The sequence below is a fragment of the Enterococcus sp. BWT-B8 genome (genome assembly GCF_020567625.1).
Classification (GTDB): domain Bacteria; phylum Bacillota; class Bacilli; order Lactobacillales; family Enterococcaceae; genus Enterococcus_L.
Genome location: NZ_JAJDJV010000011.1, coordinates 13,310 through 40,230 on the forward strand (window position 1 = coordinate 13,310; position 26,921 = coordinate 40,230).

Sequence of the window (26,921 nt, forward strand, 5' to 3'; positions counted from 1 at the left end):
AGCTACATTAATTGTAACTGGTTTTTTTTTGTTTTCAACTGTTTATATCCTTTTCCTTAAAATTTTTCTGAAGTTGAATGCAGACAGACAGATATTCCCAAATACAAAGCAGGCAGTCGTAATAAATACTGCACTGTAACTAAATCCATGCGCTACAGTGGAACCGATCATCGGTCCTAAAACCTGACCAAAGTTGCTGAACATCTGATTATAACTGTATATGCGGCTGACTCCCTCGAGCGGAGTCAGCTTGCCGATCAGCGTATTGATTGAAGGCATTAATGCCCCAGTCGAAAAGCCAAGCATAAAGCGCAAAGCACCCAGTTGAAAAGGAGTATTTACAAAAGCCATTGGTATGTAGCAGAAGAAAGACAGCAGCAAACCTGCCAGCAGAACCTTATGATTTCCTATTTTATCTCCGAGTTTTCCAAGCATCGGAGAAGAAATAATAGCAGAAACTCCGGCAACAGACACAATTAAGCCGCTGACAAAGAGAATATTCCCATGATCTCCGCTTAACGAACGAATGTAAAGAGTCAGAATCGGACTAATACTGGTCACACCAATTTGCAAAATAAGTGTTGTCACAAACAGCCCAACTAAAATAGACAAATGATCAATTCTGGAAAAAATTTCTTTTGTTGACATTAAATCCTTTTTCTCTACCGGTTCAAAATCTTCTTTCACCATAAAAATGGTTAGTAGTGTTGTAATCAGCAGCATAAAGCCTGTAATGATAAAAACATTTTGCATACCAAACCACTGAGCTAAAGCTCCGCCAATCGAAGGTCCGATTAAATTTCCGGCAACTGCACCTGTGGAAAGTGTACCTAATGCCCAACCGCTTTTTTCTTTAGGTGCCTGCGAAGCGATCATCGCTGTTGCATTGGGAATATAGCCGGACAAAATCCCATTTAAAAAGCGCATAATCAACAGCCAGTAAACATTCGGAACAAAAGCCAGAGACCCCATCGTAAAGGTCATACCTGCTGCTGCACGAATCATCATAATCTTACGACCTTTTCTATCAGCCAAGTTTCCCCAAATTGGTGCAACAATAGCTGCTGCAAAGGCTGTTACAGAAATAGCCAATCCTGAAAAAAGCTCCACTTGGTCTTTAGGTGTTCCAAGCTGTTCTATGTATACTGGAATAAACGGCATAACCAAGCTAATACTTGCACCTGTGAAAAAGCTCCCCAGCCAGGCAACCATCAAATTTTTCTTCCAGTCTATTTTCATTTCTTTTTCACCACCATACATACAATAGGTCCTCTTTAACTATACTCCACTTTTATCAATCAAACAAAAACTTTATTTCAATTTTTTGAACTTACTCACAAACGGCTTTACTGGAATAGAAATTCTGCACCGTAAATTTCAGATTGTCTCACCATATGTACGTCTGTATGTCTTTCTTGGCTGCACTGTTACATTCTTCGGAGATAAATCAGGCTGGCTTTAAATGACAACAGAAAAAAAGCGGGACAGAAACAACTTCTTCAACAGCAAGCCGAAATTCATCAAAAATTTATGGAACAATTTTTATAAATTCCGGCTTGTTGCTTAAAACTGAGCACTTCTGTCCCGCCGGTTATTCGATTTTAAAGGGTCCTCCATGACATACCATTATCACAGATTCCTTTATTTTTCAGTTTTTATAATGTCGCTAAAATAATAAAATTGATGATAAACAGCGCATTGACAATCCAAATAATTGGTGAAACCTCGTTGATTTTTCCCTTTGCCACTTTTACAATGGCAAAAAACAGAAATCCCGCTGCAATACCATATGAAATGCTGTAGCAAAGTCCCATAAAGATTGAAGCAAAGAAGGCCGGAACAGCATCTTCAAGATCTGTCCATTCAATATCTTTAAATGAAGCAAGCATCATTACACCCACTAAGATCAGAGCAGGAGCAGTTGCCTGAGCCGGAACGATTGAAATTAATGGTGAAAACAGACTGCTTAGTGCAAATAGTGCAGCGACCACTACAGAGGTTAGTCCTGTACGACCTCCGGCACCAATTCCTGCAGCACTTTCAACATAGGTTGTAACATTTGATGTTCCAAAAACTGCCCCGATAGATGTAGCAACAGCATCAGCAAACAATGCTTTATCCATTTTTGTTATAAGTCCTTTGCTCTCTTCCAAAGCAATTTCATCTTCTTTAGAAAAGATTCCTGTACGGCGGCCGGTTCCAATGAATGTTCCAATCGTATCAAACGTATCAGATAAACTAAATGCGATAACTGTCATCAGCACTTGAGGAATCTTTGAGGAATCTGAAAACAGCGACTGCATGCCATCTGGTCCGAATGCGGCGCCAAACGTAGTTCCCAGATCAGAGATAGAACTTCCCAATGAGTTTCCCTGCCAGTCAATAGCAGAAATATCCACAACGCCCATAGGAATAGCTAAAATTGTCGTTGCAATAATCCCCCATAAAATTGCCCCGCGAACATTCATCACAACCAATATAGTTGAAATAACCAGCCCAAGCACAGCAAGTATAATCTCTGGATTGTTAAAGTTTCCCAACGCCGGAACGATACTGTTTCCATTTACACCACCGTTTACAGGTTCTGCCTGAACAGTGAAATCCAGTAAACCAGCATTTTTTATCCCTACATAAGCAACAAAAATCCCAATCCCGCCGCCAATTGCGTGCTGCAGACTTTCTGGAATTGCACGAATAATCAGTTTACGAATTTTAGTTACTGTAATTAAAATATTAATAAGACCACAAATAAAAACCATTGCCAAAGCCTGCTGCCAAGTATAACCAAGACCAAAAACGACCGTAAATGTAAAGAACGCATTTAAGCCCATACCAGGTGCCTGCGCATAAGGGACATTGGCAAACAGTCCCATAATTAAAGTTCCAATAACTGAAGCAACAATGGTTGCTAGAAATACTGCCTGAAACGGCATCCCTGTTTGTGCTAAAATCGATGGATTTACAAATAAAATATAACTCATTGCGAAAAATGTTGTTACCCCTGCGACGACTTCTGTTGGAACAGTCGTCTTATTCTCTTTCAATTTAAAAAACTTATCCATGAACTTTCTATCTCCTCTTCAAAATAATTCATCTGTCTGTTAAGAAAAATAAAATAAATGCAAACTGTAATTCCTAACAAATACTTCTAAAGTATAGGAGATAATTAATATGTTTTCAATTAAATGTTAACTATAAACACAAAAAAACTTCGGATCGTTCGTTTTTTAAACGTTTTCAATTATGTCGATTTCATTTTTATAACATTTTGAACAGATAGAGAGGATAGGAAAATAAATTAAAAAGATGTTTTGATAAAGCTTTTCCGTGTGACGAGCAACCTAATGTACAAAAGAGCCATTTGCTTCTGGAACACTATTTATTCGGTTTTTAGGGGATGCGACATAGTTTTGTCACATCCCCTTGAAATTTAATTTATTCCCATCAGTTATTATACGTTGCTTCTTTTTCTCAAAATATATAATGCGCTGCCAGTCAACAATACAGCTCCTGAAATCATTCCAACACTCGTAATTGTTTCACCAGTGTTCGGCAGAGATCCATCGGCTTCCGTTCCTTCGCTGCTGGTTTTTGTCGCGTCAGATTCAACAGTGTCTACAGTACTTAAGGAGTCCGTAGTCTGAATTGTTCCTCTCAAAACATCCAACGGAAATACAGCACTATATAGCTCTTCAATAACGACAACTGCTGTAATAACATCATTATCTTTAAGATTTAACGTCGAAATATCAATCTTAATACGACCTTCATTATCCGCTTTAGCTGTTATGTCACCCTCAGGCAGTATAGTTCTGTCCTTTGGAAGTACCCCGTTGAACAGAACAATCATTGCATTCGGTAATGTTACACCTTGAAGGTATTGATCTTTTTCATGCAAAGGATCAAAGAATGTCGCCTGACGAATAAATGCTTCTCTGTTTTCCGGTGTAACTGCCGGTTCATCAATCAACTGTTTGCGTGATTCGATAGCCGCTGTGATTTGTTCCCCTGCTGCTTCTTTTGATTCAATGTAGCCGATAAAGGTTTCTGTATCCGGCTGCATTGCATCTACCAACTTAGCCTGAGTAAAGCCGGCAAACCCGTCCCCGCCGCCAAGAAGGAAATCATTGATTACGACACGGTAAGTCTGATCTTTTTCAATTAATTTCCCTGCTGAATCCTTCATCTGCCAAACTTTATACGGCTGTTCCGCATTTTCATTTTTTACAAAGGTATACGATAAGCCGGAGATTTGAAGGAAGTATTTTTCCTCTTCGTCATACTGCTCATTTAAAACCTGTTCAATTTGACTGCCGGTCATTTCAACAATCTGCATAATATTTCCAAATGGCTGAACCGCTTGAGCAGCTCCCCAAGTGATTTCCCCATTTGATCCAACTGCAAGGTCAGCACGAATTCCGCCATTGTTTGTCATGGCAAAATCAACGTCAATTCCATTAATTTTGGCCATAGCCAGCTGACCATCTGTAATCAGATTTCCAAGCGGAGATTCTTTATATTCATTAACCTCTCTGGTAATCGCTTCCGCAGTTTTGGCTGTTCCAATTTTTCTGCTTGTTACTTCGGAAACACGACGGTCTGCATCTGCAACAATTGCGGCTACTTTTTCGTCAGGTTTTGGAACATTATCTCCTTCCGGTGAAACCGGAACAATTTCTGCAGATGGAGCTGCGTCAAAGTCTTGAGCTTTCACATCAATAACTCCCTGAATATCAGCATATCCTTTCCCTTGTGAAGTTGATTGGACTACACGTGTATCTCCAATCAGCCCATTTGTATAGACATGATTATGACCGGCTAAAAAGACATCCACACTATTTTCAGGATAAAGTTCATTTACTTTTTTCATGATATTTGCCGCTTCACCTGAAACGGTTCCTTCTTTGCTGGTTGATGGAACATGAGCCAGTACAACAATGGCATTGACGCCTTTTTCTTTTAGCTCACTCGCATAATAGGCGATTGTTTCTGCTTCATCAAGAAAATCATATTCCTGATAGTGTTCTTTTAAGACCAGATTAGGAATCTCAGTTGTTACGACACCAATAAAACCAATCTTGACTTTCTCGCTTGTTCCAATTTCCTTTACTGTATAGGGCTGCCAGTTAAACGGAATATCCTCCGTATCTTTTTTGACAACATTTCCAACGACTATTTCTGTTTTGGATGCTTCCCGTGAATAGCTGCTCAAAATTCCATACGGGTCTTCTTTGGGATTCATTCCTTTCATAATACGGTCAAATTCCGCCAAGCCTTCATCAAATTCATGATTTCCAAGCGTTCCTATGGTGAAATTCATTTCATTCAGTACTTTGATGGTCGGCTCATCCTGAAGCAACCCGGAATTTGCAGGACTTGCACCTACCATATCCCCAGATTGTACTCGCAATGTCTGAGCTCCCGAATTTGCTTGGGCAAATATGCTTTCTGCCTGATTCAGGTAACTAGCCAAAAGAGCTGCAGTTCCTGCGTTGCTGACTTTATTCCCGGCATCATCATAGTATGAACCTGTTGTGCTTAACGCCCCATGAAAATCATTGATGCCCAAAAGCTGAACCGGAATTTTTTCTGTTATTTCAGCTGTCTGATTTTCTACAGCAGATACTTGATTACCGTTAAACAAGAAGCCTCCTGTTCCAGTTGCTGCAACAGCAGCAAGCAACAGGCACAAGCCCCTATTTCCCTTTGTCATTTATTGTTCCTCCTTATTAATTCTCACCCTTCAGACTATCAATTATTCAAATAAGTGTCAATAACAATTTACAATTCTTCCAGAACAAAACGAGGAGAATCCTTTTCATGAATGATGGCAGATTTATTCGAGAACTTTTAAAGGTATTCCTTTTTTCTCTTTAAAGCCTTGCCATTTTATCTCTATATGCTAGACTAAGAAAAAGAAAATTGTCCAAGGAGGAACTTTTTTGAAGAAATTAATCGCCATCGATTTAGATGGAACAACACTTAACGCTCAATCTCTGATCAGTAACAAGACAGAACATATATTAAAAAAAGCGATTGCCCAAGGTCACTATGTCAGTATTGCTACAGGTCGCCCCTATCGCTTGAGCCATCAATTTTATCAGCAGCTCAATTTAGATACTCCCATGGTTAACTTTAACGGCGGACTCGTTCATATACCAGATAAAGTATGGGATAGAGAGCGGGCTTCCAGTGTCCATCGTGATATTGTTTTTGATATCCTCTCTCAGAAGAGTGCACTGAATCTTGATTTTGTTGCCGCTGAGAATAAAGAAACCTTCTTTATTGACAGCTTTGATTATTTTGACTCTGCTTTTTTTGCAGCTGAACCAAATGAAAAAAATCTGCTGACCGTTCAAAATATGACAACTAACCCTACTTCATTAATGATCTGTCCGGCAAAGGATCGTGTTGATCAGGTTTCTGAAGTCTTAACAAAGGAATATGGAAAAATTCTGGATATTCGTACATGGGGCGGCGCCATGCCTATTCTTGAAATTGTGGCGAAAGGAATCCAAAAAGCAAAAGGCGTGGCTGAAGTAGCAGATTTTCTGAGCATTCAGCAAAAAGATGTTATTGCGTTTGGTGATGAGCATAATGATGAAGAAATGATCGAATATGCCGGGTGGGGCGTTGCCATGAATAATGCCGCTGACAGAATCAAAGAAGTTTCCAATGATATAACCGATAAAACAAATGATGAAGACGGTTTGGCTGATTATCTGGAAAAATACTTGAATTTAAATTAACTTGATTCTAAAAAGAAGCTGTAAAGCAATCGCTTCCCGACAAAACTGTCTTGGAGCTGCTTACTTATTCAGCTTCTTTTTCTTTCTTCACGTTCTAATCTCTGTTGCTTTCCTTACACATCCGCACATCAATCTCATTCTTCATTTGAGGAGAAGACAGCCCTTTTACATATAACAACGTCAACCAGCTTTCTGCCCCATCTAAAAACTCATTAAGCATTGCGTTCGTTCATCGAAATCAATAGGTTCCACAAGGTAAATAACCAATTCCGTCACATCCCGAACAGCCATCTCAGGGACCTCCAGATTTCTTTGAACCTTTTTCAACACTTCTTTAAACTGTTCTTCGGCTTTTTCAGAAAGTATGCTGTTTTTGTTATTCCAACCTGTACTGACAGTGTCAACCATCCTAAATCTCCAGAACATTCAATTTGACGAATACAAGCTTCCAATAGTTGATGCACCGCTTCCAGGTTTCTTTTTTGTTTCATACGTGTTTTCCCTTATCTTTTGTCCGATGATTCTTAAACTGCTTTCAATCTATGTTGAAACAAAAAAAGTGCATACTTTAAATAGTATTGCTGACCTGAAATATATCTGATTAAACTTAAAAGAATCTTCTTAAAATATCAATCAAGTACGTAACAAGTCGAAATAAAATATACACTGTAAAGAGGTTTACCAAAATAAGACGTAGTAAATTCGTAGAGCTTGCTTTAATATTTCTCCACATAAATGGACGCAGGAAACGAGGAACCCGGGATACTTTATTCATTTTAAGTCGATAGTCCGTGCTATAGGTCAATTCAAGCATATTGTAATATAACACTTGAAACGGCTGTTTGGTGAATAACGTTTTTGTAAAACCAACTAATAACGTCAAATCTCTGTTATTTGAAGGAAGATTGCGGGAGCCCTGTTTGTTAATTCTAATTTTTTCGCTATCATTCATTAAGATGTTATATGTAAATTCATCTTCTTCAATTTTTTTAATTTGAACGTTCGCCTGATTTTCTGACAAAAATTGCTCATAGAGCTGATTGAAAGCCAGTCGTTGTTTGATAAAGAAAAATAATCCAGCACCAAACAGAAGAATGAGTAAGAGATTAACTACCAAACTATCTGGATAGAAAAACGTGTAAATACTTAAGATTGGCAAAGGAACAGCCATCAAAATGATCCGCTTCAAATAATAGCTGCGATACATTCCTTCCATTGTTCGCTTGTAATAACTAAAATCGAGTTCAACATATTCCATAAAATTGCTCCTTTAATTTGCTGCAGCTGACCAAGGAACCAACCTAACCTTATACACTACAACAGTTTATAAATAAAAAAGAATTGTTCTCACTAAAATACTAAGAAGCAAACTCTTTCTAATTATTATAACCCAAGTAAAGGCTGATTTCGATAATAATCTTTTTTTGAATTTACCTCAAATTTTAGAAACGAATACAGAAAATCATTGAACTAACAGTATTTCGAAGTGTATTTCATTTGTTTAGAAAACAGCTGCCGTAACTACTGATATAATAGGATTTTTAGCGACTAATGGGTAAATTCAAATAATCTTTTCGTTCAAATGATAGATTCCTTGTACTTCTTCCCCAACTCCTCTTTGTCAGGCGTTTCAGTTTATACTTTAATTGTTGTATGGAAAGCTGGTGAGGTCTCGCTTGATGACTCCTGCTTTACGGGGTATAAAAAAACAACTCCTAATAACTTAAACTTTGGGTCTGTTGATTTTGTGATTTTTCACTATTGCAATCAATCCTATTCATCCACACCAACAGCTCCTTTGCTCCACTTTATTGCTCCCTTCAGATTTTTCTGCTCTAACATCTGAACCATTAGCTTTCCTACATACATTATGTTATTTTTTGTAAATTCGGTATCTAATTTCACGCTTTCTGTCAGTGTTTTTCCTCTCCTGCTTGAGATTTTTCTAACAATAAATTCATTCACCCCTTTCGCTTGTATTAACTTTCACCGCCCCTCTTCATTACTATGGCTTCTACTTATGCGATTATTCGTCACAGTCTTTCTATATACCAAGTAATCACAGGTAAAAAAAAATTGGGCTGACTTCTCACGTTCAGTTATTTATCACTAAAAGAGTTTGGGGCAAATACATGAGACCTGCCCGGTTAAGGTGCAACCTCTTCCTCTCTATCTATTCGTCACATTTACACCGACTGATCAGCTCAGTAGTTATTGGATTTTGACTTTCTTTGGCCATCTTATCCTAAGTCATCTTTTATGTAATTTCTATTTGTCAAACCGGAGATTTGCTTTAGACTTCCTTCTGATCCTGTATCACCATAGACCCCCTTGTCCTCAGCCAGGCTTTTCCCACTACTCGGACATGCTGTGGACTTGCCCCCATTAAAGCTTGCCATGCTAGGCAAACCAAAAAAGCAGAATTCTTCTTATAAAGAATTCTGCTAAATATTGGCATAATAACGTTTTTATTATTCTCCAGCGTTTGCGTCTTTGAGACCGTATTTCTTGTTGAAACGGTCCACACGTCCATCCGCTTGAGTGAATTTTTGACGTCCAGTATAGAATGGATGAGAATCAGATGTGATTTCCACACGAATCAATGGATACGTGTTGCCATCTTCCCATTCAACTGTTTCTTGAGAGGCTTTTGTAGAACCTGACAAAAATTTAAAACCTGTTGTTGAATCCATGAAAACTACTGGATGATAATCTGGATGAATCTCTTGTTTCATAATCTTTTTCGCTCCTTCGCCCTGAGCCATTTGCTGAATCAGAGTTTATTTTGTCAAAATACAACAGTACAATAATAGCACGTTTCAATTTTGGTTGCAATCATCTTTTCAAATTTCTTTTTGGACCTGGTTTACTGAACGAAACATCATGAAATGCTTCAAAAAACTCAGTATTACTCTTTGTTCTTTTCAAAAACTTGATAAACTGCTCTGTATAATCAAGCGAGTCTCCAGTCATGTTATTTCTAAGCTTCCAAATCTCTTCAAGGTGTTTGCTGTTCATCAGCAGCTCTTCTTTTCTGGTTCCTGATTTCTTAATATCGATCGCAGGGAAAATACGCCGCTCTGCAAGATCTCTTGAAAGATGAAGTTCCATATTTCCAGTTCCTTTAAATTCTTCATAAATCATATCATCCATTCGGCTTCCGGTATCAACCAGAGCTGTTGCCAAAATTGTCAGACTGCCGCCCTCTTCAATATTTCTGGCAGCTCCAAAGAATCGTTTTGGTTTATAAAAAGCAGCAGGATCAATTCCCCCGCTTAATGTGCGGCCGCTTGGTGGAATAACCAGATTATAAGCTCTGGCAAGACGAGTGATACTATCCATCAAAATCACTACATCCCGTTTATCCTCAACCAGACGCATTGCCCGATCCAACACCAGTTCGGTTACTCGTGTATGATTTTGGGGCTGCTGGTCAAATGTAGAGGAAACAACATCTCCTTTGACACTGCGTTCCAGATCAGTCACTTCTTCCGGACGTTCGTCAATTAATAGAAGGATCAATTCCACTTCTGGATGATTTTCTGTAATTCCATTGGCAATCTCCTTCAGAACACTGGTTTTACCTGCTTTTGGAGGAGCAACGATCAGCCCTCGCTGACCAAAGCCGACTGGAGAAAAAATATCAATCATTCGAGTAGAAACTCTTCCCGGTGTTGTTTCAAGCTGAATTTGCTTTTCCGGATATAAAGGTGTCAGTGCAGGAAAATGCGGACGCTGCTTTGCTTCTTCCGGATCTTTGCCATTTACACTCTCCACGTGCATCAACCCGTAATAACGTTCTGATTCTTTAGGCGGGCGAGCTTTACCTGCAACCTTATCTCCATTCCTCAGACCGAATCGCCGAATTTGGGAGGAAGAAATATAAATATCTTCTGCACTTGGTCCATAATTGATTGGACGCAAAAAACCATAGCCATCCTGAGAAACAATATCTAGAATCCCTTCCATAAAGAAGAAACCCTGCTTCTCAGCTTGAGCACGAATTACTGCCAAAGAAAGCTCTTTTTTATTCATCTGACTGTAGTAAGGAATTTTAAACTCTTTTGCATAAGCGTAAATATCCTTCAGCGTACTGTTTTCCAGTTCCGCCATCGTCAAATAGTCACTCATTGACTCACCTCAAATTCTTTTTCCGTTTCTATCATCTGAATATCTGCACCAAGACCTGTCAGTTTTTCAATAATGTGATCATAACCGCGTAAAATATATTCAACATTATAAATCGTTGTAGTTCCTTCAGCCATCAGTCCTGCTGCAACCAGGCATGCGCCTGCTCTCAAATCAGATGCAGTAACTTCCGCACCATGAAGCTTTGCAGGGCCGTTTAAAAGAATCATATTGCCTTCAACAGAAGCATTAGCGCCCATTCTTGCAAGTTCAGGAATATGCTTGGTTCGTTGAGAATAGATTGTGTCCACTACCTGACCGGTTCCATGTGCTTTTAACAGAAGCGGTGTCAGAGGCTGTTGTAAATCCGTTGCAAATCCTGGATAAGGATACGTTTTTACATTAATCATTTTTAAGTCATCAGAAGGATGTACCTCTATCATATCTTCTTCGATAGTCATTTTGACGCCCATCTCCTGAAGTTTGGCGATAAAACTCTCCAAATGTTCATAGATCACATTTCGAACTTTTACTCCCTGCCCCATTGCTGCTGCAATAGACAAGTACGTCCCGGCTTCAATCCGATCCGGAATAATGGAATGGCGGCAGCCATGCAATTCCTCTACCCCTTCAATTCGAATGATGTCTGTGCCGGCTCCGCGGATTTCAGCACCCATGTTATTCAACAATGTTGCTACATCAATAATTTCAGGCTCTCGTGCAGCATTTTCAATGATTGTTTTACCTTTTGCTTTGACCGCAGCCAGCATAACATTAATAGTTGCTCCGATAGAAACCATATCCATAAAAATTCTGGTTCCGGTAAGCTCCTCATCTGTACGCAAATACATCGCACCATGTTCATTGGTAACTGCCGCACCTAATGCTTCAAAGCCTTTCACATGAAGATCGATTGGACGAGGACCTAAATAGCAGCCTCCCGGAAGACCAACGACTCCTTCACCAAATTTTCCCAATAGAGATCCCATAAAATAATAGGAAGCCCGCAAGCTGTTTATTTTGCCTGTAGGCATTGGGACTGAAACAATCTCAGTTGGATCAATCACCAGCGTATTGTCTTTAAATGTCGTTTTGGCACCCATGATTTCAAGAATCTCAATCAGCGAATGAACATCTTGAATATCCGGCACGCCGTCTAAAGTAACAGGTGAATCAGCCAAAATTGCTGCTGGAATTAAAGCTACTGCACTATTCTTTGCGCCGCTTACCCAGACTTCACCTTTTAAAGGTCGATTACCATTAATTACTATTTTTTTCATCTATTTATCTCACCTAACTATGTCAGAAACTGAGCTATTTTTTAATATACCCAAACTATTCTAACACAAGACACTTCAATAAAAAAGAAATCTTTTCAAGAATAACAAAACAGCTGCCAATTGAGCTTAAAAATCTCCATCAACAAATCTGAACTCTATATTGATTCTGCTGCTGTTTTTCTTTGAGCATCATTCCCAAAATTTTTAATGTTAATTAAAAAAAACTGTCCCAGCTTATTTCACTTGGACAGTTTTTTATTGCTCCTTAGAATCAGGAATTATGCTTTGTTGTCAGAACCGAACCATTCAATACGTTGTTCAACCAGTTCAGTAATTGCTTTTGTACCAGGTGCCAATAATTTACGAGGGTCAAAGCCTTTACCTTCAAGGTCTTTGCCTTCTTCAATATATTTACGCGTCGCAGCAGCAAATACTTCTTGTGCTTCTGTATTTACATTAATTTTAGAAACACCCATTGAAATGGCTTTTTGAATTTGATCTAAAGGAATACCAGATCCTCCATGCAATACTAATGGAATGTCGCCAACAGCGTCCGCAATAGCTTGCAGGTGATCAAAAGCCAGACCAGACCAGTTGTCTGGATAAGCACCGTGAATATTGCCAATTCCGCAAGCCAAGTAGTCAATGCCGGTTGCAACCATTTGTTTACATTCTTCTATATCAGCTAATTCGCCGGAACCAATGATCCCGTCTTCTTCTCCGCCGATAGAACCAACTTCACATTCTACAGAAACGCCTTTAGCATGAGCTTTCGCTACAACGTCTTTTGCTTTTTCGATGTTTTCCTCAAATGGAAGATGAGATCCGTCAAACATAACTGAAGTATAGCCGACTTCGATACATTCCAGTGCATCTTCATATTCACCGTGGTCTAAGTGAAGTGCTACAGGTACAGTAATACCCATTGAATCAACTAAATCTTTTACTAGGTCGTAACATACTTGATAACCGCCCATGTATTTTGCAGCTCCCATAGAAGTCTGAATTAATACTGGTGCTTTTTTAGCTTCAGCAGCTTCAAGAATCGCTTTTGTCCATTCCAAGTTATTTGTGTTGAATCCTCCAACACCGTAGCCGCTTTTACGTGCTGCTTTAAGAAATTCTGTTCCTGATACTAATGGCATAAAAAATTCCTCCTAAGTTTAAAAACCATATTTGTTAAGGCTATCCTTAACCAACAGATTCATTTTATCACTATTTTTGGTACTTTTCTACTAAAATTACCTCTTTCAGAAAATTTTATACAGACTTTCACAAAGTAGTCTGTATGGAAAATGCTCCGACGTAAATTCTCCGGTTTTTTCACACCAATCAATCCCCTCTAAACTATTACAGCTTGTTCAGTTTTTGATCGTATAAAACTTTAAGTCGTGCTCTGCAGGATAGGTTGAAGAAATAGGCCTTTCCATACAATAATTTTATTTTCAAACGATCTATGAAGAACTGTTCGGTTACGCTTTTTTGATGCTTTTGATAAATTTTCAGCTGCCGCTAATAACAATTTTATTTGATCCGATGCTTTTTCAATTCAGGAAAGTTTCCGGTTGATTTAAATGCTCTTTGTTCCTCTTCATTGGCAAAACGCCCCAGTACTGTCTGGGTCGGAACTATATTCACAAATGCATTTTCATCATACATCTGCACTACCTGTTCCAATTCATATAGTTCATAGCGTGTGATGACCATCATAATCATCTTTCCTTCAGCTTTTGAATACCCTCCTATTGATGGCAGCAAGGTCATCCCTCTGGCAATTTGTTCTGCAATCCCCTGAATAACAGAATCAGGGTTTGTCGTGACAATCATTGCTGTTACTTTTTGGTGACTGGTATGCAGCGTATCAATCACTTGGGTCATGCAGTAAATGGAAATGATCGTATAAAGCGCACTCTCCCAGTTAAACAGAAATCCGGCTATAGCGACAATGATACTGTTTAAAGCAAAAATATAGTTGCCGACTGTTCTCCCTGTTGTTTTAGACAAAACCAGAGAAACAACATCCATCCCGCCAGTGGTAAAGCCCATTTTCAATGAAAAGCCTGCACCGATTCCAAGCAGAACTCCGCCCACAATTGCATTCATTAGCGGATTGTCTGTTACTGTATATACAGGTACAACCATTGTAAGCAATGAAATGCAGGCAACATTCACAAAGCTGAAAATTGTCGCTTCCTTTCCAAGCTTCCAAAAGCCTAAAATAAAAATTGGCAGATTGAGAAGTAAAATAAAAATACCTGTATCTATGGTGACTGAAAAATTACTGTATAGCAGTGTCGCTAAAATTTGAGCAATTCCGTTCATTCCAGCTGAAAAAACTTTTGCAGGAATCAAAAACAAATTCAAGCCCATTGCTCCTGTCAGCCCGGTTAGGAAAATGACTATAACTCTTTTCATAAATTCTGATTTCTTTCGTGAAGCAAGAACGTTTCCCATCTACTCTACTCCTTTACTTTCAATTATTTTATATTCATCTTAACCAGATTAGCTGTTTTTTATTCTTAAGAACAAAATTGCGCATACTGAATAAGCTAAACTCTGTCATTTCAAAGGTCTCTATGTTTCCAGCCAAACCTTCCGGAAAATAATTTCTCTGATAAAGAATAACAGGTTATGGGAAGAAAAAAAAGGATTTCTCTCTGATTTTTCGGATAAGCTCTTGTCTGTTCCTGCCATCATTGATACTATTAGTAAAACAACAGTATACAGGGGGTTACAAAATGGCAGCAAAGGATGCAAGTTTTGATGTAGTTTCTGAAATGAATATGGAAGAAGTTAAAAATGCAATGCAAATCGCTTTGAAAGAAATTAAAAATCGCTTTGATTTTAAAGATTCACTCGTTGATATTAAACTTGAAAATGGGCGGCTGGTCGTTGTTGCTGATGATGACTATAAGGTTGAACAAGTAAAAGATGTATTGTTCAGCAAATTAGTGAAACGGGAAGTACCTATCAAAAACATTCAGTTTTCTGATAGTGAAAAATCTCTTGGCGGAACAGCACGTCAATATGGCGAGCTGATCAGCGGGATCGATAAAGAAAATGGAAAAAAGATTAACAATGAAATAAAAAAATCCGGATTGAAAGTTAAGTCTCAGTATCAGGAAGATAAAATTCGGGTGACAGGGAAAAGCCGTGATGACCTTCAACAAGTTATTACATTGCTGAGAAAACTGGATCTGCCGCTGGAACTGCAATTTACAAACTATCGATAATATCAAACAGCCTCATGAAAACAAAAACAGCGTTTTCATGAGGCTGTTTTTTACAGTCAGTTTAATAAATTTTTTCTAACACTTTTTTTTGGAGGCAGCTGCCAACGCTTTTCCAAGTACACGCGTTTGCATCGAGAATCAAACAAGGTCCTTCAATTCCTAGTGGCTCTGCCATTTAGAAATTGTTGAGATCGAAATGAAGTGTAGTGTAATGTAGTGAGACTTGTAAATACAAGGCTTTTCTACTGTTGCAGGAACAGCTAGCAGAATGGTATGCAGACGACATCCTTTGAAGGTGCAAACATTCAAGCTTTAAACGGAGTCTGCCCCCCTTTGATCCAGCAGAATGCTGGACGAATGACAACCACTGTTGATTTATATTGGCGCATATCCAGTAGTCGCAACTGCTGGACATGCGCCACGTTTCTTGGATTAGAAGTATAACTTAGTTTTAATTTGGGCGACACACGAAAGTCCTCAGACAGGTTCTGAATTCTATTTGAAACATCTATTGCATTACAAGGCAGCTTCTTGTTCCAGTATCACCCCAAATAAATCTTCTGCTATAACTCTTTTAAAATGCTCTCTATTCTTTAGGGATGATCGACCAGATTAATCCCAGCACTGCAGTAAATAAAATAACCAAAAAGAGCCACATTCAATCACCTCATTTTACAAAAGGAATCAACACCAGCAGAGAGGAAAAAAGCAGTAGAATTAAAAAAATAAAGACATAGAGAGAAACCGTTCCTACAATTTCAACGATTCTCGTTAGAATCAAGCTAGTTGTGAAAGCAGTCAGTGCTGAATTCATCAGATTAAGGACCAGACGAAAAGAGCCTGTACTCCCTTTCCACCAGCCTGCTAAAAAAAGTAGCACTTGCAGCCACCCCCAGCATACTTTAACGCTGAGAATACAGCACCCTATCCGTAATAATGATAAATTTTTTGAAAAATAAGCCAATACCTGTATAGAAGAAAAGTATTTTTTTTCTGGGCTATCCTTTCCTACTGGCTAAAATAGATACTATCACTGACAGAGCATTTACTAGAGCCTTTTCCAGACATTTGATTAATGGTCTCCATTAAAACACAAAGCTGGAGAATCATCGCCCTCAATAAGAAGAATTTTTCTATTCATCTGCTCACCAAGCTGTCAAACAAATGAAACTACCTTTTCTCTTGGTCTGTAACTGGGAATAACGATCATCTCTGTTATCTGGTCACCTGCTTTCATTTTAGTAAAGTAAGAATAACAAGAGGAACTTAAAAAGAACTTAAACAACAAAAGAGTTTTATCTATTTATTTCTCTGATCTCCAACTTCTCTCAGAATACTAAAAAGTGTCCGAAGCTTTTAATTTCGAACACTTTTTTGTAAAAATATCTGTTATTCTCCTTCCAAATAGGCGCGCAGTCCTTTACTGTCCTTATCACTGTTCAAGCCCACTATCAGTCGAATTCGAGCTTTTTGTCCATTTAACCCTCTGGCAAAAATCACTCCGCGTCTCTTCAGCTCGACCCCGCCGCCTTCATAAGCATAGATATCTTCCGCAATGCCATTGGAACACCGTGAAACCAAAACAACCGGTATTCCTCTATCCAGAATGACTTGCAGATTTGTCAGAACAGCTGGCGGAAGGTTGCCGGCTCCCAAGGCTTCAATAACCAGTCCAGCGAGGCTTTCTGTATTAAGCAGTTTAAAAATCTCTCCGTTCATCCCTGCGTAAGCTTTCACTAAAAATACTTCTCCATCAATATTCTGAATATCACAGACCTCTTCCGGCATAACTTCTTTTATATAAAAAGTCTTTCCCTTCGTCAGCATACCAATAGGTCCAAATGTCGGTGTACGAAATGTTGCCACATTTGTTGTATGCGTTTTTGTCACATACTTTGCCATATGGATTTCATCATTCATTACAACCAGTACTCCTTTTCCTAAGGAGTCATCTGAAGCAGCCGTCCATACTGCACTCATGAAATTGTACAGCCCGTCGCTGCCAATTTCATTACTGGATCGCATGGCACCTGTTAAGACGACAGATATTTTTTTGGGCACAGTCAATTCCAAAAAATAGGCAGTCTCCTCCAACGTATCTGTTCCATGTGTAATAACCACTCCGTCAATCCCTTCTTCAATTGCATCAAGAATACGTTCTTTTAATAAGAACATTTCACTTAATGTTATTTGCGGAGAAGGAAGGTTGAACATTTCTTCTACAATCAATTCTATTTCTTCGGAAAACAGTTCGTTTTGATTCAGCAAAGGATTTTTCTCATTTAAAACGACCCCTCCTCCAATATCTTTTGACATCGAAATAGTTCCTCCTGTATGTAAAGCAAGTATCCGTTTCATTCTTTTACTCCTTTTTCAAACTTCTCTTTTGGCTGCCAAAACTGTTCGATCTGTCTTTCCAAATGAGCCAGCGTTGGTTGAACCTGCGCACGATACCAATGAGGCGGCATCAGCCGCTGATAATCCGGACTTGCAAACCGCTGATCCAGCAGCAAGACAACTCCGCTATCTGCCGCATCTCGAATCACACGACCAGCTGCCTGTAATACTTTGTTCATCCCCGGAATTTGATAAGCATACTGAAAGCCCAATCCCTGTTCATCAAAATAATGCTTAATCAGCTCCTGCTCTTCATTAATTTGAGGCAGACCAACACTGATAATAGCTGTCCCGATCAGCCGGTCTCCCTTTAAGTCGATCCCTTCAGAGAAGACGCCTCCCAAAACACAGAAACCAATTAACGTTTCTTTCGGTTTTTCTGTAAATTGTTCCAGGAATCGTTCTCTTTCTTTTTCCTCCATTTCAGTCTGTTGAATCAGCAGCTTAATATCGGGGTTCTTTTCATTAAAAGCGTCATAAACCATATCCAGGTATGCATAAGAAGGAAAGAAAAAGAGATAATTTCCTTTCTTCTGCTGAATCATGGCCGTTAGACTTTGAATTAACGTATTCAAGCTGTTTTGTCTTTCTCTATAGGTTGTCCGAATATAATTGGCAATCAGCAGCAGTTGATTTTCTTCCGGAAACGGATTAGGAATCCTGTAGGTCAGACTCTCATCTGTTCCCCCCAGAATTTCTTTATAATAACTCAGCGGTGTAAAGCTGGCTGAAAATAAAATTCCGGTATGCGCCATACTCAATTTTTGATCCAGAAGATAGGATGGATCAAGACAGAACTGCTTAATTATAATTGTATGGTTTTTCTTTTGAATATACGTACAATAATGATCGTCATAAAATTCGCTGATTTTCAAATAGTTCAACATGGAAAAATAGATTTCCAACACCTGATTTAATTCCGGCAGCTCCTGATTTTGCGGCAGCCATTCGCCAATTTTTTCCGTCAGTCGAAAAAGCTGTTTGTTCAGGCTGTCAATCGGAGCCGGCTGGGAAATAAACTCTTTTTCTTCACTTTTACAATATTCATCCAATTGATTAAGCTCATCGATAACTTGATTAATTGTACGAGTTAAAGACTTCTGCTTCTTCCCTAACAGTTTCTTCAGCACAGACACCTGAAATTTGGATAACTCTGCTGAATACATTTCTCTGGACCGATTCACTAGATTATGTGCTTCATCAATCAGAAAAACGTACTCTTTTTTTACACCCTCATCAAAAAAACGGCGAAGATAAACGACTGGATCAAATACATAATTATAATCACAAATTACTAAATCACACCAAAGACTGATATCCAGTGATAACTCATAAGGACAAAGCTGGTGTTTTTGTGCATATTTTTCAATAATAGGTCGTGTGAACTGATCCTCACTGTGAAGAATATCCCATAAGCCTTCATTCAAGCGGTCATAATAGCCAGCTGCAAAAGGACAGTGCTCGGGAGTGCAGTTTCTTTCTGACAGAAAACAAATTTTATCTTTCGCTGTAATCGTGATACTTTTGATCTTCAGTTCTTTTTGTTTCATTCCTTCAACTGCATCTTCCGCCACCTGACGAGTAATTGTTTTTGCCGTTAAGTAAAAAATCTTCTCTGCTTTCTTTTCTCCCATTGCTTTCAATGAGGGAAACAGTGTGGAAATCGTTTTACCCGTACCTGTGGGAGCTTCCACAAATAAACGCTTTTCACTAAGAATGGTCTTATAAACACCAACAGCCAATTCACGCTGGCCTTTGCGATATTCACCATAAGGGAAAGAAAGATTTTTTAGTGATTCATTCCGAATTACTCGCCAGTTTTCATTAAAAATCAACCACTTTTCATATTCAGCCAAGAGCATATCCAAAAACTTGCCAAGCTCTGTTTGTGTATAAATTTTTTGAGTTTTCGTTATTTCCTCAGTTGTTGTTTGATAATAGGTCAGCTGCAGGACAACCTCAGTTAGTTCCTCCTGCTGACTGTATATTGCACCATAGCACTTTACCTGATTCCAATACATATCAAGCTGTTCTTCATACAAATCTTCAAAAGCCGCTTCGGAAGTTTTTATCTCGTCTATTACTATTTCTTCTTCTTCGTTTTTAAAGAGACCATCCATACGCCCTTCTACAAAATATGATGTATTATTTAATCGAATCTCTTTCGAAATTTTTATTTCTTTTTGATAGTTCTTCCCTGCTTCTTTTTGTATCTTTCTATGAATACGCGCTCCTTCCTGAGCGGTATGACTGCTGGTCTTTCGTGCATCTATGCTTCCTTTACGCAAAATAAATTCAACCAGTTTACGAATCGGAATCTTTTCTGAATCAAACACTTTCCATCACCTCGTAATCTCTCTTATTATAAAACATACGTTCGTAAATGGAAAGGATAACTAAAGAAAATAAAAAAAATCTAAGAGGAGCCTATCAGAGTCCTTCTCAGATTCTATAATCGTATCAATTATGTTTAATAAAAATTATTCGACCAGATTTTCCCTTACCTTCTTTGGCAATTTCGCTGCAGTCAGTTCGTAGGATTTTTTCATTAATCCAAGATACTCTTTCTCAGAAAATGTGCTGTCTTTAAGGATAATTGAGTTCCAGTGTGTTTTGTTTGCATAGTATCCCGGAACCACAAACGTATACTGTTCTCTTAACAGTTCATTTTCTTCTGGCAGACCTTTAAAGGTGAAGATTTCATCACCTTCTTTGTTTGTACCCATTAATGCAAAAAACTTTCCGACAATATCAAAATAATCACATCCCCAGCTTTCCCGGTAATACACACTGGCACCCGGCAGTTTTCCAGCTTCTTTTTTGATTACTTCTTTCAGCTCTTCCATTTTTCGTTTCGCCTCCTTCATTCATTAAAAAAGGAGCTGGGAGATCCTTTCCCAACCCCATAAATATTGATTTAGTCTCTTGAAAAAATTCGCAGGAATGCCAAAAACAAATTAATGAAATTAAGATACAGCTGTAAAGCCATAAATACAGCAATCCCATTTCCAGCTGTTCCATTTGTTTCAAAGTAGATATTGCGGATTCGCTGATTGTCATATGCGGTTAATCCGGAAAAGACCAGCACAATTATGATTGATACTGCGTAATCCATTCCGCTGCTTTGGAAAATGAACGCATTCAACAGAACAGCGATAATAATTCCAAACAATGCGGCATATAATGCTCTACCCATTCCTGACAGATCTTTCTTCGTCAACACACCGACCAAAGCCATACAGCCAAATGTAGATGCCGCACTGACAAAAGCCGAAACGACTGTTGCCGGAGTATACATTGCAACAGTAACTGCGAGAGTCAGTCCGTTAATCATTGAATAAACAATGAACCCGCCAATTGCCAATGTTGGATTTTTCTGTGCTTTGGCAGCCAAAAAGAGGACCAAAGCAATCTCTACAATCCACATCCCCGTAAAGGCAAGTGGATACTTATAAAAAATCGTGAAAATTTGGTAAGCATAAACTTCTAAAACAATGTAAGAAATGATGGCACTGATTCCGATTCCCATTGCCAAAAAGCCATAAACTTTTGCATAAAAATTATTTAGTCCATCTTGGATTTTCGTTGTTTCAAACTGATTCATTTCTGACCCCTTCTTTCTCTTCTGGTTCCTCTAAATCTACATGTTTTGGCGGCTGTACTAATACAACAGCATCCAATACTCTGTTTTCCTCTTCGTTAACTGCCTCAATTGAGATTGTAACAACATCTTTCATCTTGTCAATTTTGATTACTTCAAATTGAAACGTCAGTGTTTCATAGTGAAAAACTGGTTCCAGAAAGTTAATGGAAAAATTGACGACGTGAGAGCCCGGTCCGGGCAAATGCTTTGAAATGGCACTTGTTATGATGCCCATCAACATGATCGATGGTACGATCGGCTTTTGATATTCAGTTTGTTTGGCATAATCATGTTGGATATAAAGAGGGTTTGCATCATTCGTTAAGCCTAAATAAAGCAGCAGATCCTTGTCTTCGATTGATTCCGTCAAAGACAACGAATCACCTTCCTCAATATCTTCGATGGTTTTGCCTAATTTTCTCGGTTTTCCGATGTTCAAATTAGTACACCTCCATTAATGATAAGATTATTGTACCAAAAACACTGCAAAAGGCAAGTAGGGGGAAACGGGAAGCAACACATTTGGGTGCATACTTAGATAGTGGGAGACCGCTAATCCGCATTTTGGAGATGCATCATTTAGTTGTAAAAGCGTTTCGGACAACCATTTTTCTTCCTCTTTTCACTTCCTGAAAAATGCTTGATATCCCTTTCGCTTACATTTTTAAACATTTTTTCTCAGCAAAAAAAGATTTGGAATTTCTCTCATCCAAACCTTTTTCTGCATTCATTTTTTAATGACTGAAAAAATCTAATACAACCTGTTCAACTCAGCCATTTAAAAGATTTTCACCATTTGATTCAATGACCTGTTTGTACCAATAGAAAGATTTTTTTCTGCTTCTTTCCAGCGAGCCATTTCCTTCATCGTCACGGTCTACATAGATAAAGCCATAGCGTTTGCTCATTTCACCAGTTCCAGCACTGATAACATCAATACAGCCCCATGGAGTGAAGCCGATTAAGTCTACCCCATCATCAATGGCTTTCTCCATTTCAATAATGTGGCGCTTGAAGTAATCAATACGATAGTCATCATTAATCGAACCGTCTGTTTCAACGCTATCAAAAGCACCTAATCCATTTTCAACGACCATCAGCGGAACTTCATAACGTGAATAAATCTGATTTAGTGTGTAGCGCAATCCAACAGGATCGATTTGCCACCCCCAGTCGCTTGTTTCCAGATATTCGTTAGACACTCCACCGAAAAGATTTCCACCCGTTTTATCATCACGATTGTCAATATCATCAGTCACACAAGTCGTCATATAATAGCTGAATGTGTAATAATCCACCGTTCCAGCGGCTAACAGCTCTTCCTCTTCTTTTGTGATATCAATCTGAATGTCATTTTTTTCAAAATAGCGCTTAATAAAATATGGATATTTCCCTTTAACCTGAACATCACCGCAGAAGTAATTGAATTTATCATTAATTTGCTGTGTTTTCAGAACATCTTCCGGACGACAAGTTTTTGGATACATGGTTATATATGCCAGCATGCAGCCAATTTTAAACTCGGGATTAATCTTATGACCGGCAACTACTGCACGTGCTGAAGCAAGAAAAACATTATGCAGTGCCTGATACTGTTCTGTTTCCGTGTACTCACGATTGAACAGACCATTAATCCGTTTTCCATGCTCCATTGTTCCAAAGTTAATCTCGTTAAAAGTCAGCCAGTATTTCACTTTGTCTTTGTAGCGTTCAAAAAGAGTGGTCGCATAGTTTTCATAAAAGTCGATTGTTCGTTTATCCAGAAAACCATCATATGTTTTTCCTAAATGAAAGGGCAGCTCAAAATGCGAAATAGTCACAAGTGGTTCGATCCCATATTTTGCCAGCTCATCAAATACATCATCATAAAATTGTAAACCTGCTTCATTTGGTGTCTCTTCATCGCCGTTGGGGAAAATCCGTGTCCATGCGATTGACATGCGATAAACTTTATAACCCATTTCTGCAAATAGTGCAATATCCTCTTTGTACCGATGATAAAAATCGATCCCTGTATGACTTGGATAATAATATTTATCTGTATCAATTACCGGATCAAATGAACGATGTATGCCGGAAGTACGACTTCCAGCTCTATTATGATCACTGATGGAATCTCCTTTACCGTCTACATTCCATGCCCCTTCACATTGATTGGCAGCTGTTGCACCGCCCCATAAAAAATCTTTTGGAAAACTCATCATTTATCTCCTTTGCTGATTAATATCATTTTTTAAAACAGAAGGGGCCTGTGACATAAGTATGTCTGAGGCCAGACCCCTAAAGCCGAATAAACGGTACTCTAGTCTTTGTATGATCCGAGCATTCGTAAGAAGCGTAGGAACATAAAGTCATTTGCTACTGCGATGACTCGACATATGGGGAAGCTTTGTCACAGCCTACTTTGCTGATAAAATTTTCCGACCGCTGTCGTTAATTCATCGTTTGCTGTATTAGCTTATCAGTTTGAGATGACAGCAGTAATCAGTACCTCGCCTTTTTTCACTGATGATTTGGAAGATGCTATCACATCCGCATAATCCGGTGTATTTGTAACTATAATTGGTACCTGTGTACTGTAACCGGCTTCCTCAATCGCTTTAATATCAAAAGTCACCAGCTTATCACCTTTTTTCACTTTTGCATGTTGTTCAACAAACGCTTCAAATCCTTCTCCTTCAAGCTGCACAGTGTCAATACCTATGTGAATCAGCACCTCTGTTCCATTATCTGAAATTAAACCAATGGCATGTTTTGTAGGGAACAGCGTCATTACTGTTCCGTCAAATGGTGCAACAACCTCACCAACAGTTGGTTCAATCACAACACCTTTCCCCATAATACCTTCTGAGAACGCAGCATCTCTAGCTTCACAAAGAGGAAGAACATTTCCTTCCAGTGGTGAATCAACTTCTTCTTTACCCAATTGCTTTTTTTGACCGATAGCCGCCTTTTTTGCCTCTTCTTTTGACAGAGCTGCCGTAGGCTCATCATCTTTAAATCCTAATACCCAAGCCAGTGCAAAACCAGCTGCAACAGCAATTGCATCTAAAATCATACTATAAACTGCAAATTTGATATCTCCATCTGGGGAAATTTGACCGGTATATCTAAAGATTCCAAGCCCACCCATTTGATATGCTTGAATACCCAAGCCCATTGCAATTGCTCCAGTAACAGCACCGACAGCACAAGAAGCCCAGAAAGGTTTCTTTTTCGGTAAAGTAATACCATAAATTGCCGGTTCAGTTACTCCGAAAATTCCTGAAATGAAAGCAGGTATAGATAGTTCCTTCAATTTTGCATTTTTTGTTTTCAGCATTACTGCAAGAACAGCCCCTGTCTGGGCAAAAGATACACTTCCTGATGCAGTTAACAGGGCAGTTGGTTCACCTTGAGATAGGGCAATAATAACAAAGGGAATCAGTGCCCAGTGCATACCGAACATTACGAGAATCTGCCAAGAGAATCCAAGGATTGCTCCAAAAATAATTGGATTGAAATCTTGAACAGCAAGCAGCCCATTTCCCAAGCCATCAGCAACCACGTTCATGATCGGTCCAATAATTAAGAAGGTCAATGGGATTGTGATTAATGCTGTAAAGAATGGCACCAGAAATAGTTTTACTACATCTGGAATGATCTTCCTCAGCTGCTTCTCAAGCAGCGCAGCAAATGCTGTTGACGCAATGATCGGCATAACGGTTGAACCGTAACCAGCAGCTGGGATCGAGAATGGAATTCCAAAGAAATTCAGACCTCCGCTTTCAGCAAATACTGCTGTTGCAGAACCGTCAATAAAGCCAGTATAAACTAAACTTGAAGCGATCATCATTCCAAGGAATGGAGAACCGCCAAATTTTTTCATTGCTGTATATCCGATAAAGATCGGCAGAAACAGGAACAAGCCGTCTCCCATAGCGTTAATAACAGCGTATGTTGAGCTTGCTGAAAACTCAGCACCTAAAGCAAATGCCAAAACTGCATTCACACCTTTCAGCATACCTGCTGCAGATAATGGTGCAAGAATTGGCTGAAAAATGCCTGAAATCATGTCTACAAATCGATCGAATAAGTTCCCTTTAGGTCCATCATCAACTACCGGCTCCAATACGCCCAAAACACTGTCTACGTCTTTACGAACATCCGGAACGTGATTCCCAATAACTACTTGGTATTGTCCACCCGCCTGCATAACAGTAACAACCCCATCCATATTTTTCAATACTTCTGTATTTGCTTTACTTTCATCTTTCAATTTAAAACGAAGGCGTGTAATACAGTTTGTTAATGAATTAACGTTTTCCTTGCCTCCAACTTCTCGCACGATATTTTTTGCTAACTCCTCGTATTTACCCATTTTCTTTCCTCCAAATTTATGTTTATTATTTTTATTCAGAGGTCTCGCCAACTCAATGTCACGATCCAGATCCTTTCCACAGGTATACTGTCATTCTGCGCTCCTTTCTTCCTTTTTTATCTTAAGGAATTTACTTCCTCAGTCACAGTTTTTTTCAATGATTCTGGCTAAATGTATTGTGATATAAACCTGCTCATCCTTTGAAATATCATAATCACGACGGGTTTTTAACAATTCAGAAACTTTCTTCGTTGCTTCAAAAGCCTCCGGGTATTGTTTACTGACCAGAGAAAACAGCTCATTCTCAATCTGATTTTCTTCCTGATCTACGGGGTTATCGCGTAATACGCGTTCTGAAAAAAATTTTAAGTGTGTAATAAACCGTTGAAAATAAATATCATTTTCAACAAAATTAATACGCAAGGTATATTTTATGACCGTCAATATTTCTTCAATCAGTTGTGTAAGACTGACTGCATCATCATGATTACTGTCAATTTCAGCATTTGTAATATGCAATGCTAAAAACCCTGCTTCATCGTCGCTTAGCTCTGCATTTAACTGATAGTTGACTGTTCGAATGGTCTCTCTGGCAATCTCCAATTCCTCTGGGAAAAAGCGCTTAATATCCCAAAGCAGAAAATTCTTTACTTGGATATTTTTCCTGCTGCGCTGGATAGATGAATGCAAGTGATCGGCAATTGCAATAAATGATGTTTCATTCAATTCTTTATTCAAAATTTTTTTAGCATTTGAAATTGTTTTGTAAGAAATATCTATTATTTCTTCAGGTATTTCTGAGAATAATTTTTTAATTTGTTCTGTCTCCACCTGATTTTTCAGCTCAAATACTTTTTCAATTTTTGAGTTGTCCACTTCAGTACCAGGCTTCTTTTGAAATCCTAAACCATTTCCTGTTAATATCACTTCTTCATTATCCTCATTCAAAACAATCACAACGTTATTATTTAGAATTCTTAGAATTTTCAAAACAACCTACCCCCATTTGTTTGTAACCCAAACCTGAACATAGAAAAAGACCTAAACATTATCCTTTGCAGGTATTGTTTAGGTCTAGCTTAACTTAATAATAACTATCCATTTATTAAGCCAAATATACACCATTAAGAA

General features: G+C 38.6%; 21 protein-coding genes. 2 read left to right on the forward strand and 19 right to left on the reverse strand.

Going from position 1 to position 26,921, the window contains the following annotated elements; translation table 11 throughout:
• Positions 1 to 42: 42 nt before the first annotated feature.
• From LI951_RS10885 to LI951_RS10895, 3 genes are all read right to left on the reverse strand, one after another.
• On the reverse strand, positions 43 to 1,239 hold the full coding sequence (locus LI951_RS10885; protein WP_202067408.1) for a multidrug efflux MFS transporter: 1,197 nt from the start codon (positions 1,237 to 1,239) through the stop codon (positions 43 to 45).
• Between the two features lie 416 nt (positions 1,240 to 1,655).
• Complete coding sequence (locus tag LI951_RS10890) at positions 1,656 to 3,062, reverse strand: NCS2 family permease (RefSeq protein WP_229442170.1); 1,407 nt, start codon at positions 3,060 to 3,062, stop codon at positions 1,656 to 1,658.
• Between the two features lie 389 nt (positions 3,063 to 3,451).
• The gene (locus tag LI951_RS10895; RefSeq protein WP_229442172.1) at positions 3,452 to 5,713 is read right to left on the reverse strand and encodes a bifunctional metallophosphatase/5'-nucleotidase; all 2,262 of its coding nucleotides are present in this window, start codon (positions 5,711 to 5,713) and stop codon (positions 3,452 to 3,454) included.
• 229 nt (positions 5,714 to 5,942) lie between these two features.
• On the opposite strand from LI951_RS10895, the gene LI951_RS10900 reads away from it, so the two are divergent.
• Positions 5,943 to 6,749, forward strand: a complete 807-nt coding sequence (locus tag LI951_RS10900; RefSeq protein ID WP_202067332.1) for a Cof-type HAD-IIB family hydrolase — start codon at positions 5,943 to 5,945, stop codon at positions 6,747 to 6,749.
• Between the two features lie 201 nt (positions 6,750 to 6,950).
• Here LI951_RS10900 and LI951_RS10905 read toward each other — a convergent pair whose 3' ends face one another.
• The 8 genes from LI951_RS10905 to LI951_RS10940 form a co-directional block, all read right to left on the reverse strand.
• Complete coding sequence (locus LI951_RS10905; RefSeq protein WP_229442174.1) at positions 6,951 to 7,157, reverse strand: hypothetical protein; 207 nt, start codon at positions 7,155 to 7,157, stop codon at positions 6,951 to 6,953.
• Between the two features lie 199 nt (positions 7,158 to 7,356).
• The gene (locus LI951_RS10910; protein WP_229442176.1) at positions 7,357 to 8,007 is read right to left on the reverse strand and encodes a hypothetical protein; all 651 of its coding nucleotides are present in this window, start codon (positions 8,005 to 8,007) and stop codon (positions 7,357 to 7,359) included.
• A gap of 515 nt (positions 8,008 to 8,522) precedes the next feature.
• Positions 8,523 to 8,714 (reverse strand): hypothetical protein, encoded by a 192-nt coding sequence (locus LI951_RS10915; protein ID WP_229442177.1) that lies wholly within the window; start codon positions 8,712 to 8,714, stop codon positions 8,523 to 8,525.
• A 506-nt stretch (positions 8,715 to 9,220) separates the two neighbouring features.
• A complete protein-coding gene (locus tag LI951_RS10920) occupies positions 9,221 to 9,484 on the reverse strand; it encodes a type B 50S ribosomal protein L31 (RefSeq protein ID WP_202067335.1) in 264 nt (87 codons plus the stop codon).
• A 100-nt stretch (positions 9,485 to 9,584) separates the two neighbouring features.
• Positions 9,585 to 10,880: a transcription termination factor Rho gene (rho, locus tag LI951_RS10925; protein WP_202067336.1), complete on the reverse strand. Its 1,296-nt coding sequence runs from the start codon at positions 10,878 to 10,880 to the stop codon at positions 9,585 to 9,587.
• Entirely contained in the window at positions 10,877 to 12,157 is a 1,281-nt protein-coding gene (locus LI951_RS10930) for a UDP-N-acetylglucosamine 1-carboxyvinyltransferase (protein ID WP_202067337.1), read from the reverse strand. The genes rho and LI951_RS10930 overlap by 4 nt, the downstream gene beginning before the upstream one ends.
• Positions 12,158 to 12,435: 278 nt before the next feature.
• Positions 12,436 to 13,302, reverse strand: a complete 867-nt coding sequence (locus LI951_RS10935; RefSeq protein WP_202067338.1) for a class II fructose-bisphosphate aldolase — start codon at positions 13,300 to 13,302, stop codon at positions 12,436 to 12,438.
• 379 nt (positions 13,303 to 13,681) lie between these two features.
• Positions 13,682 to 14,572 (reverse strand): YitT family protein, encoded by an 891-nt coding sequence (locus LI951_RS10940; protein WP_420705935.1) that lies wholly within the window; start codon positions 14,570 to 14,572, stop codon positions 13,682 to 13,684.
• A 323-nt stretch (positions 14,573 to 14,895) separates the two neighbouring features.
• On the opposite strand from LI951_RS10940, the gene LI951_RS10945 reads away from it, so the two are divergent.
• Complete coding sequence (locus LI951_RS10945) at positions 14,896 to 15,390, forward strand: YajQ family cyclic di-GMP-binding protein (protein ID WP_202067340.1); 495 nt, start codon at positions 14,896 to 14,898, stop codon at positions 15,388 to 15,390.
• Positions 15,391 to 16,779: 1,389 nt separating this feature from the next.
• Here the strand turns inward: LI951_RS10945 and LI951_RS10950 are convergent.
• The 8 genes from LI951_RS10950 to licT form a co-directional block, all read right to left on the reverse strand.
• Positions 16,780 to 17,748, reverse strand: coding sequence for an asparaginase (locus tag LI951_RS10950; protein WP_229442179.1), 969 nt, complete (start codon positions 17,746 to 17,748; stop codon positions 16,780 to 16,782).
• Positions 17,745 to 20,123 carry an ATP-dependent DNA helicase gene (locus tag LI951_RS10955; protein WP_202067343.1) on the reverse strand — a complete coding sequence of 793 codons (2,379 nt, stop codon included), beginning with the start codon at positions 20,121 to 20,123 and terminating at the stop codon, positions 17,745 to 17,747. Before LI951_RS10955 ends, LI951_RS10950 begins: the two co-directional genes overlap by 4 nt.
• A gap of 144 nt (positions 20,124 to 20,267) precedes the next feature.
• The gene (locus tag LI951_RS10960) at positions 20,268 to 20,633 is read right to left on the reverse strand and encodes an MmcQ/YjbR family DNA-binding protein (protein ID WP_229442181.1); all 366 of its coding nucleotides are present in this window, start codon (positions 20,631 to 20,633) and stop codon (positions 20,268 to 20,270) included.
• Positions 20,634 to 20,704: 71 nt separating this feature from the next.
• A complete protein-coding gene (locus LI951_RS10965) occupies positions 20,705 to 21,391 on the reverse strand; it encodes a Bax inhibitor-1/YccA family protein (RefSeq protein WP_202067345.1) in 687 nt (228 codons plus the stop codon).
• Positions 21,378 to 21,869 (reverse strand): MaoC/PaaZ C-terminal domain-containing protein, encoded by a 492-nt coding sequence (locus LI951_RS10970; protein ID WP_202067346.1) that lies wholly within the window; start codon positions 21,867 to 21,869, stop codon positions 21,378 to 21,380. Before LI951_RS10970 ends, LI951_RS10965 begins: the two co-directional genes overlap by 14 nt.
• A gap of 331 nt (positions 21,870 to 22,200) precedes the next feature.
• Positions 22,201 to 23,631, reverse strand: a complete 1,431-nt coding sequence (locus LI951_RS10975) for a glycoside hydrolase family 1 protein (protein ID WP_324254787.1) — start codon at positions 23,629 to 23,631, stop codon at positions 22,201 to 22,203.
• A 260-nt stretch (positions 23,632 to 23,891) separates the two neighbouring features.
• Positions 23,892 to 25,790 carry a beta-glucoside-specific PTS transporter subunit IIABC gene (locus LI951_RS10980; RefSeq protein WP_229442184.1) on the reverse strand — a complete coding sequence of 633 codons (1,899 nt, stop codon included), beginning with the start codon at positions 25,788 to 25,790 and terminating at the stop codon, positions 23,892 to 23,894.
• A gap of 138 nt (positions 25,791 to 25,928) precedes the next feature.
• Positions 25,929 to 26,780 carry a BglG family transcription antiterminator LicT gene (gene licT, locus LI951_RS10985; RefSeq protein WP_229442186.1) on the reverse strand — a complete coding sequence of 284 codons (852 nt, stop codon included), beginning with the start codon at positions 26,778 to 26,780 and terminating at the stop codon, positions 25,929 to 25,931.
• Positions 26,781 to 26,921: the final 141 nt, after the last annotated feature.